The sequence below is a fragment of the Kineococcus vitellinus genome, from assembly GCF_009906315.1.
In the GTDB taxonomy this organism is placed as follows: Bacteria; Actinomycetota; Actinomycetes; order Actinomycetales; family Kineococcaceae; genus Kineococcus; species Kineococcus vitellinus.
Genome location: NZ_JAAALL010000201.1, coordinates 1 through 8218 on the forward strand (window position 1 = coordinate 1; position 8218 = coordinate 8218).

7 protein-coding genes and 1 pseudogene are annotated in these 8218 nt (G+C 77.2%); 3 read left to right on the top strand and 5 right to left on the bottom strand.

What is annotated here, in order from left to right; all coding sequences use genetic code 11:
- Together GTQ99_RS16095 and GTQ99_RS16100 are read right to left on the bottom strand one after the other, a co-directional pair.
- Nucleotides 1–813: magnesium chelatase domain-containing protein (locus GTQ99_RS16095; protein WP_166616749.1), on the bottom strand; the 813-nt coding region annotated here is incomplete at its 3' end.
- Nucleotides 813–1172, bottom strand: a complete 360-nt coding sequence (locus GTQ99_RS16100; RefSeq protein WP_166616750.1) for a YraN family protein — start codon at nucleotides 1170–1172, stop codon at nucleotides 813–815. The genes GTQ99_RS16100 and GTQ99_RS16095, both read right to left, overlap by 1 nt.
- A gap of 150 nt (nucleotides 1173–1322) precedes the next feature.
- Between GTQ99_RS16100 and GTQ99_RS27020 the strand changes: the two genes are divergently transcribed.
- Together GTQ99_RS27020 and pknB are read left to right on the top strand one after the other, a co-directional pair.
- Nucleotides 1323–2159, top strand: a complete 837-nt coding sequence (locus GTQ99_RS27020; protein WP_166616751.1) for a LysM peptidoglycan-binding domain-containing protein — start codon at nucleotides 1323–1325, stop codon at nucleotides 2157–2159.
- Between the two features lie 99 nt (nucleotides 2160–2258).
- Nucleotides 2259–4220, top strand: coding sequence for a Stk1 family PASTA domain-containing Ser/Thr kinase (pknB, locus tag GTQ99_RS16110; RefSeq protein ID WP_166616752.1), 1962 nt, complete (start codon nucleotides 2259–2261; stop codon nucleotides 4218–4220).
- 81 nt (nucleotides 4221–4301) lie between these two features.
- Here pknB and GTQ99_RS16115 read toward each other — a convergent pair whose 3' ends face one another.
- The 3 genes from GTQ99_RS16115 to GTQ99_RS16125 form a co-directional block, all read right to left on the bottom strand.
- A complete protein-coding gene (locus tag GTQ99_RS16115) occupies nucleotides 4302–5699 on the bottom strand; it encodes a class II 3-deoxy-7-phosphoheptulonate synthase (protein WP_420814572.1) in 1398 nt (465 codons plus the stop codon).
- Between the two features lie 88 nt (nucleotides 5700–5787).
- A complete protein-coding gene (locus GTQ99_RS16120) occupies nucleotides 5788–6819 on the bottom strand; it encodes an ATP-dependent 6-phosphofructokinase (RefSeq protein WP_166616753.1) in 1032 nt (343 codons plus the stop codon).
- 114 nt (nucleotides 6820–6933) lie between these two features.
- Nucleotides 6934–7725, bottom strand: a complete 792-nt coding sequence (locus GTQ99_RS16125; protein WP_166616754.1) for a 1-acyl-sn-glycerol-3-phosphate acyltransferase — start codon at nucleotides 7723–7725, stop codon at nucleotides 6934–6936.
- Nucleotides 7726–7861: 136 nt separating this feature from the next.
- Between GTQ99_RS16125 and GTQ99_RS16130 the strand changes: the two are divergent.
- Nucleotides 7862–8218 (top strand): annotated as a pseudogene (locus GTQ99_RS16130) (hypothetical protein); the annotation flags it as partial.

Below are 8218 nucleotides of genomic sequence, written 5' to 3' on the forward strand. Positions count from 1 at the left end.
GATCAGGGCCGTCCCGGCGCGCCCGCGCAGCGCACCGGCCACCGAGTGCACCGCGGTGACCTCCAGGGCGGCGTCCTCGTCGAGGTCGGGCAGCAGCCCCGGCAGCCGGGCGGCCAGCATCGTCTTGCCGGCCCCGGGCGGGCCGCTCATGAGCAGGTGGTGCGCGCCGGCGGCGGCCACCTCCAGGGCGAAGCGGGCCTCGCCCTGCCCCAGGACGTCGGCCATGTCCGGCGCCGCGGCGGTGCCGGCGCGCTCGGGCGGGGCGAACGCGCGGGGCGCCTCGGGCAGCTGCGGCGGCGGGTCACCGCGGTAGTCGGCGACGAGCTCGGCCAGCCAGCGCACCCCCCGCACGCGCACGCCGGGCACCAGCGCGGCCTCCGCGGCCGTGGCCTCGGGCACCACCACGCGCCGCACCCCGGCGCGCGCGGCCGCCAGCACGGCCGGCAGGACGCCGTCGACGGCCCGCACGCTGCCGTCCAGCCCCAGCTCCCCCAGGTGGACCGCATCCGCGGACGCCTCCGGCGGCAGGACGCCGGCGGCCGTCAGCGTGGCGACCGCGACCGCGAGGTCGAAGGACGAGCCGGTCTTGGGCAGCGTCGCCGGGGACAGGTTGACGGTGATGCGCTGCTGGGGCAGGGGGCGGCCGGAGTTGGCGGCGGCCGCGCGCACCCGGTCCTTGGCCTCGTGCAGCGAGGCGTCGGGCAGGCCGACGAGGACGAAGGCGGGCAGGCCGGCGGCGATGTCGGCCTCCACCTGCACCAGGTGGCCCTCCAGGCCGACCAGGCCGACGGCCAGGGCGCGGGCCAGCGGCATCAGCCGACCCCCCGCACGTGCTCGACGCGGGCCGGGCCCCGCTCGGCGACGGTCACCGCCACGACGTCCAGGCGCACCCGGGGCGGGTGCACGCCCGGGTGCGCCTTCAGCCACTCGGCGGCCAGGCCCCGCAGCCGGCCGACCTTGCGCGGGGTCACCGCCTCCAGGGCGCTGCCGGCCCGTCCGCTGCGGCGCGTCTTGACCTCGCACAGCACCAGGCAGTCGCCGTCGCGGGCGACGATGTCGACCTCGCCGGAGCGGCAGCGCCAGTTCGTCTCCAGCACCGCCATGCCGGCCTCGACCAGCAGCCGCGCGGCCACCCGCTCCCCGTACCGCCCGACGGCGTCCTTCGCGCGCACGCGCACCACCTCCAGGCAGGAGGCTGGCCGTCCGACCGGGGCCGGCGGAGCCGGCGGCGGCGCCCTGTGGACGCGCGGCCGCGCCGGTGCGGCTGTGCGGACGGCGGCGCCGACGCGGGCGGGGCCGGCGGGGACGGCGCGACCCACACCGTGCGCACCGGCGACACCCTCGGCGCCATCGCCGCCGCCCACGGCACCACGGTCGGCGCGCTGCGCGAGGCCAACGGCCTGGACGCGCGCGGGTTCATCCGGGCCGGGCAGGTGCTGCGGCTGACCGGCGGCGCCGGGGCGGCGGCCGCGCCCGCCCGGCCCGCGGCCGGTGCCACCTACACCGTGCGGGCCGGCGACACCCTCTCGCACATCGCGCTGGCCACCGGCACCGCCGTCGAGGAGCTCGTCGAGCTCAACGGCCTGGACGCGCGCGGCTTCATCGTCGAAGGGCAGCAGCTGCGCGTCGGCGGCCAGGCGGCCCCCGCGGCCTCCGCGGCCGAGGAGGCCGAGCAGGAGGACGGGCAGCAGGCGGAGCAGGCCACCCAGGCGCCGACGGTGAGCGCGGCCGTGGCGGCCAACCGCGCCCGCCTGCAGGACAGCGACCAGCCCGGCCGCGAGGAGGTGCGGGAGATCATCCGCTCCACGGCGGTGCGCCTGGGCGTCGACCCGTCCCTGGCGCTGGCCGTCGGCTACCAGGAGTCCGGCTTCAACATGCGCGTCGTCTCGCACGCCAACGCGATCGGCGCCATGCAGGTCATCCCCAGCTCCGGGCAGTGGGCCTCCGACCTGCTCGGCGAGCCGATCGACCTGTTCGACGCGCGCGACAACGCCAAGGCGGGGGTGGCCATCCTGCGCACGCTGGTCGCGAACAACCCGCCGGACATCGCGATCGCCTCCTACTACCAGGGGCAGGGCTCGGTGCGCTCGCGCGGCATGTACGACGACACCCGCCGCTACGTCGCCAACGTGCAGACGCTGCAGGCCCGCTTCTCCTGACCGGCTCACCGGGCAGCTCACCGGGCGGCCCCCGGGCGGCACCGCGCGGCGCGCGGCGTTGCCCGGGGCCGGCGCCCGCTCTGCCTAGACTCGCTGACCGTGGACGCCACGCTCTCCGACCCCCTCCTGGGGCGACGCCTCGACGGGCGCTACCGCGTCCTGGGCCGGATCGGGCGCGGCGGCATGGGCGTCGTCTACCGCGCCGTCGACGAGCGGCTGGACCGCGAGGTCGCGCTGAAGGTGCTGCGCGCCGACCTCGCCCACGACCCGGTGGCGCGCCAGCGCTTCGTGCGCGAGGCCAAGTCCGCCGCGCGGCTGGCGCACCCCGGCGTGGTCGCCGTGCTCGACCAGGGCGTGGACACCGCCGGCGGCACCGAGACGGCCTACCTCGTCATGGAGCTCGTCGAGGGCCGCACGCTGCGCGAGGTGGTCACCGAGCGCGGCGCACTGACCCCCGGTGAGGCGCTGGGCACCACCGCCGACGTGCTCGACGCCCTCGCCGAGGCCCACCGCAAGGGCGTGCTGCACCGCGACGTCAAGACCGCCAACGTCCTCGTCGGCCACGACGGGCGCGTCAAGGTCGCCGACTTCGGCCTCGCCCGGGCGGCCACGACCTCCGGCCAGAGCACCACCGTCGGCATGGGCGACATCATGGGCACCGCCGAGTACCTGGCGCCCGAGCAGCTGGACACCGGCGAGAGCGACGCCCGCAGCGACGTCTACGGCGTCGGGGTGATGCTCTACGAGATGCTCACCGGCGCTCCCCCCTTCACCGGGGACAGCCCCTTCCGCATCGCCTACCGGCACGTGCACGAGCAGGTGCCGCCGCCCTCCAGCCGCGTGCCGGGCCTGCCGGCGGCCCTGGACGCCCTGGTGCTCGACGCGCTCGCCAAGGACCCCGACGAGCGGCCCGCCGACGCCGCCGAGATGCTCGAGCAGCTGCGCGCGGTGCGCTCCTCCCTGACCCCGCAGCAGCTGGACGTGCGCCCCGAGCGCCCCGAGCAGGTCGCCGCACCCGGGTCGACGACGCGCCTGGGCGCCGTCGCCACCACGACGCCCGCGGCCACCACCCCGGGCACCACCCCGGCCACCACCCCGGCAGCCGGCACGACGGCGGCCGCGACCGCCGCGGCCGCCGGGCAGCGGGGCGCCCGCAGCGGCGCCGAGCACGGGCACCGCAGCCGGCGCGGGCTGCTGGTGGGGCTGGTCCTGCTGCTGCTGGCGCTGGGCGGGGCCGCCAGCTGGTACTTCCTGGCCGGTCCCGGCGCCTACACCACGACACCCGCGGTCACCGGCCGCTCGCCCGCCGAGGCCGGCGCGGCGCTGCGCAGCGCCGGCCTCGGTGTGCAGCAGCGCGAGGAGTTCAGCGACACCGTCCCCGCCGGCGTGGTCGCCGCCACCGACCCCGGCGCGGGTGAGCGCGTGCGCAAGGACGGCAGCGTGGTCCTCGTCGTCAGCAGGGGCGTCGAGCAGTTCGCCGTGCCCGACGTCGTCGGGCGCCCCCAGCAGGAGGCCGCCGACGCCCTCACCGGCACCGGCCTGGCCGTCGGGGCCGTCGCCGAGGAGTACAGCGAGGACGTCGAGCGGGGCTCGGTGGTCCGCAGCGACCCGGTGGCGGGCACCGTGCTCGCGCACGACACCCCCGTCGCCCTCGTGGTCTCCAGGGGCCGCGAGCCGATCGAGGTGCCCACGGTGGCCGGCTCGCCGCTGGAGGCGGCCCGCACCGCCATCACCGGCGCCGAGCTCGCCGTCGGGGACGTCACGGAGCAGACCAGCGAGCAGGTGCCCGCCGGCGAGGTGATCTCGCAGTCCCCCGGCTCCGGCACGCTCTTCCGCGGCGACCCCGTCGACCTCGTCGTCTCCACCGGCCCGCCGCTGGTGCAGGTGCCGCAGGTGCAGGGCCAGCAGGTGGCCGCGGCCCGCGAGGCGCTGGAGCGCCTCGGCTTCCAGGTGCGCGTCGAGAACGTCCTCGGCGGCATCTTCGGCACCGTCCGCTCCAGCGACCCCGTCGCCGGGCAGTCGATCCCCAAGGGCTCGACGATCACCCTGACCGTCGTCTGAGCCGCGCGCACCACGAGCAGGGCCCCGGGACCAGCGGTCCCGGGGCCCTGCTCGTGCGCCGGCGAGGAGCCGGGCGGGTGCTCAGCGCGCGCTGAGCATCTCCGCGACCAGGAAGGCCAGCTCCAGCGACTGCTGGTGGTTCAGCCGCGGGTCGCACAGCGACTCGTAGCGCGTGCCCAGCCCGGCGTCGTCGATCTCCATGGCCCCGCCCAGGCACTCGGTGACGTCGTCACCGGTGAGCTCGACGTGCAGGCCGCCCGGCACGGTGCCCAGCGCGCGGTGCACCTCGAAGAAGCCGCGCACCTCGTCGACGACGTCGTCGAAGCGGCGGGTCTTGTAGCCGCTCGTCGACGTGATCGTGTTGCCGTGCATCGGGTCGCACACCCACGTCACCTGCACGCCCGCCCTGGTGACGCCCTCGACGAGCGCCGGCAGCGCCTCGCGGATCGTCGAGGCGCCCATGCGGGTGATGAAGGTCAGCCGGCCCGGCTCGCGGTAGGGGTCGACCTTGTCGACGAGCGCGAGCGCGTCGTCGACGGAGGTCTTCGGGCCCAGCTTGATCCCGATGGGGTTGCGGATCCTCGAGGCGAAGTCGACGTGCGCGCCGTCGAGCTGGCGGGTGCGCTCCCCGATCCACACCATGTGCCCGGAGACGTCGTAGGGACCGCCCTGGCGCACGTCGCGCGGCTGCTCCTGCCCGGCCAGCGGCGGCTCCTCGTCCAGCGTCCGGGTCAGCGGGCGCTCGTAGTCGAGCAGCAGCGCCTCGTGGCTGGACCAGAACTGCACCGACTTCAGCGCGTCGAAGTCGGCGCCGGCGGCGATCATGAACTTCATGGCCTTGTCGATGTCGCGGGCCAGCGCCTCGTAGCGGGCGTTGGCCGCCGTCGCCGCGAAGCCGCGGTTCCACTCGTGCACCTTGCGCAGGTCGGCGTAGCCGCCCGTGGTGAACGCGCGGATGAGGTTCAGCGTCGCCGAGGACGTGTGGTAGGCGCGCAGCAGCCGCTGCGGGTCCGGCCGGCGGGCCTGCGGGGTGAAGGCGTAGTCGTTGACGGCGTCACCGCGGTAGGCCGGCAGCGTCACCCCGTCGCGGGTCTCGTCGTTGCTCGAGCGCGGCTTGGAGAACTGCCCGGCCATCCGGCCGACCTTGATGACCGGCAGGCTCGCGCCGTAGGTGAGGACGGCCGACATCTGCAGCATCGTCTTCAGCCGGCGGCGGATGCCGTCGGCCGTCGCGCCGGCGAAGGTCTCGGCGCAGTCCCCGCCCTGCAGCAGGAACGCCTCGCCGCGGGCCGCCTTCGCCAGCTGCGCGCGCAGCTGGTCGGCCTCCCCGGCGAAGACCAGAGGCGGATACGAGGCGAGCTCGGCCTGGACCTCCGCCAGCGCGGCGGCGTCCGGCCACTGCGGCTGCTGGGCGGCGGGCAGGTCCGGCCACGTGGTGCTCGCCGGGCCGGACGCCGCGCTGTCGCGGGTGCTCGTGATCGTGCTCGCTCCGGTACTCACGCGTGCCAGTGTCGCACTGCCGCGCCGCCCGGTGCTGCGCCTTCCCCCGCGCCGGATCAGCGCCCGGTCACCAACGGAGGCCCGCGGTCTCGGAGCGTCGTGCGGGCGGCACCGTGCGCAGCACCCCGGTCGCCTCCGCCAGCGGCACCTGCACCACGTCCACCCCGCGCAGGGCCGCCATCGTCCCCAGCCGCCCCGCCGCGAGCGCCTCGACGGCCGACAGCCCGAAGCGGGTCGCCAGCACCCGGTCCGCCGCCGACGGCGTGCCGCCGCGCAGCAGGTGCCCCAGCACCGTCACCCGGCTGGAGAGCCCGGGCACGCGCCGCTGCAGCTCCCGCTCCAGCTGCTCGCCCGCACCGCCCAGCTGCACGTGCCCGAAGGCGTCCACGGGGGCGTCCTTGACGGCCTGCTCCCCCAGCACCGGCGCGCCCTCGCTGACCACCAGCAGCGGAGCGCCGCCGCGCGCCAGCACCGAGCGCACGACGTCGGCGACGGCGTCGAGGTCGACCGCCTCCTCCGGCAGCAGCGTCGCGTGGGCACCGGCCGCCATGCCGGTGTGCAGCGCGATCCAGCCCGCGTGCCGGCCCATGACCTCCACGACCATGGCGCGGTGGTGGCTCGCGCCGGTCGTCACGAGCCGGTCGCAGGCCTCCACGGCCGTCTGCACGGCCGTGTCGAATCCGAAGGTGGCGTCGGTGGCCGACAGGTCGTCGTCGATGGTCTTCGGGGCGCCCACCACGGGCACCCCCGCCTCGTGCAGCGCCGTCGCGACGCCGAGGGTGTCCTCGCCGCCGATGACGAGCAGCGCGTCCACGCCCAGCGCGGCCAGCTGCGCGCGGACCCGCTGCACGCCCTGCGCGGCGCCGCCGGCCAGGGGGTTGGTGCGGCTGGAGCCCAGGACCGTCCCGCCCACCGCCAGCAGCGGGCGCACCCGCTCCTCGTCCAGCGCCACCACGTCCCCGTCCAGCACGCCGCGCCAGCCGTCGAGGAAGCCGACGAAGGACATGCCGTGGCGCTGCGTCCCGGCCAGTACGGCCGCCCTGATGACGGCGTTCAGCCCCGGGCAGTCGCCGCCCCCGGTGAGGATCCCGACCCGCACGTCCGCCTCCGCTCCCCGGCGTCCTCGCCGGCCGTGTCGCCCACCTGGCGCGCACTCTGCCACCGCGGGCCCGTCCCTGGCGATCTCCCGCCCGCTCCCCGCGCGGCGCGCCGCTCAGGGAGCGGGCGGGGGCGACTGCCCGCCGGGCGCCGCGCGGCCGCCGGGCGCACCGCCGGACTCCTGCGGCGGCAGCGCGACGCCGGTGCCGCGGGCCAGGTCCGAGCGCAGCTTGCTGCGCTCGGCGTAGGCGTCGACGTACTCCTGCCGCGACAGCCGCTGGATGGCGTACATGACCTCGTCGGTCACCGAGCGCACGACGAACTGGTCCTCGGCGCGCCCGGCGTAGCGGGAGAAGTCCAGCGGCTCGCCGATGACGACGCCCACCCGCCGCACCTTCGGCAGGAGGCGGCCGCTGGGCAGCAGGTGCTCGGTGCCGATCATCGCCACCGGCAGCACCGGGGCGCCGGAGACCAGCGCGATGCGCGCCACCCCGGTGCGACCGCGGTACAGCCGCCCGTCCGGGGAGCGGGTGCCCTCGGGGTAGATGCCGAACAGCTCGCCGTCGCGCAGCACCTGCACGGCGCCGGCGATGGCGGCGGCCGAGGCGCGCCCGCCGGAGCGGTCCACCGGCAGCTGGCCCACCCCGTGCAGCAGGCCGGCGGTCAGCCTGCCCCTCAGCCCCGAGCCGGTGAAGAGGTCGGCCTTGGCGATGAAGGTCAGGCGCCGGCGCAGCACCGACGGCAGCACGACGGTGTCCGCCGCGGACAGGTGGTTGCTCGCCAGGATCGCCGGCCCGCTGGCCGGCACGTTCTCCAGGCCGCGCACCCACGGGCGCAGCACCCCGGTCACCAGCGGCTCGGCGACGAGCAGCTTCAGCGGCCAGTACAGGACCGGGAACCGGGCCACGCCACCTCCCGCCTGCTCGCGCGCCGACGCCGCGCGGGAGCGGCCCCGCGCCGTGATCACCGAACCCTACCCGGGCACCCCCCGCGCGCCACGCCGAAACCTCGACCGTCCGCGCCGGGGCGTGACACGATGAACCGTGGCTCGAACCCCGGACGACGGATCCGGTCCCCTGGACGTCGATGCGGCCTTCGCCGAGATCGTCGCGCACTGGGGCGAGGACGCGCCGACCACCCGCCCCGGCGGCGCGCGCGACGGCGCCCCCGCTGACGAGGGCGCCGGTGGCGGGACCCGCGACGGCGCCGCGGCCGACGCGGCCGACGAGCGGCCCGGTGCGCACGCGGCGCGCCACGCCCGGCGCGGCGATCCCCGCAGCGATCCCCGCGACGAGGCGGTGGACGAGGTCCGCGACGGGGCGGTCGAGGACACCGGCGAGCGCCGCCGCGCGCAGCCCGGCACCGCCGACGGCGGGCCGGACGAGGCGCCCGCGCCGCGC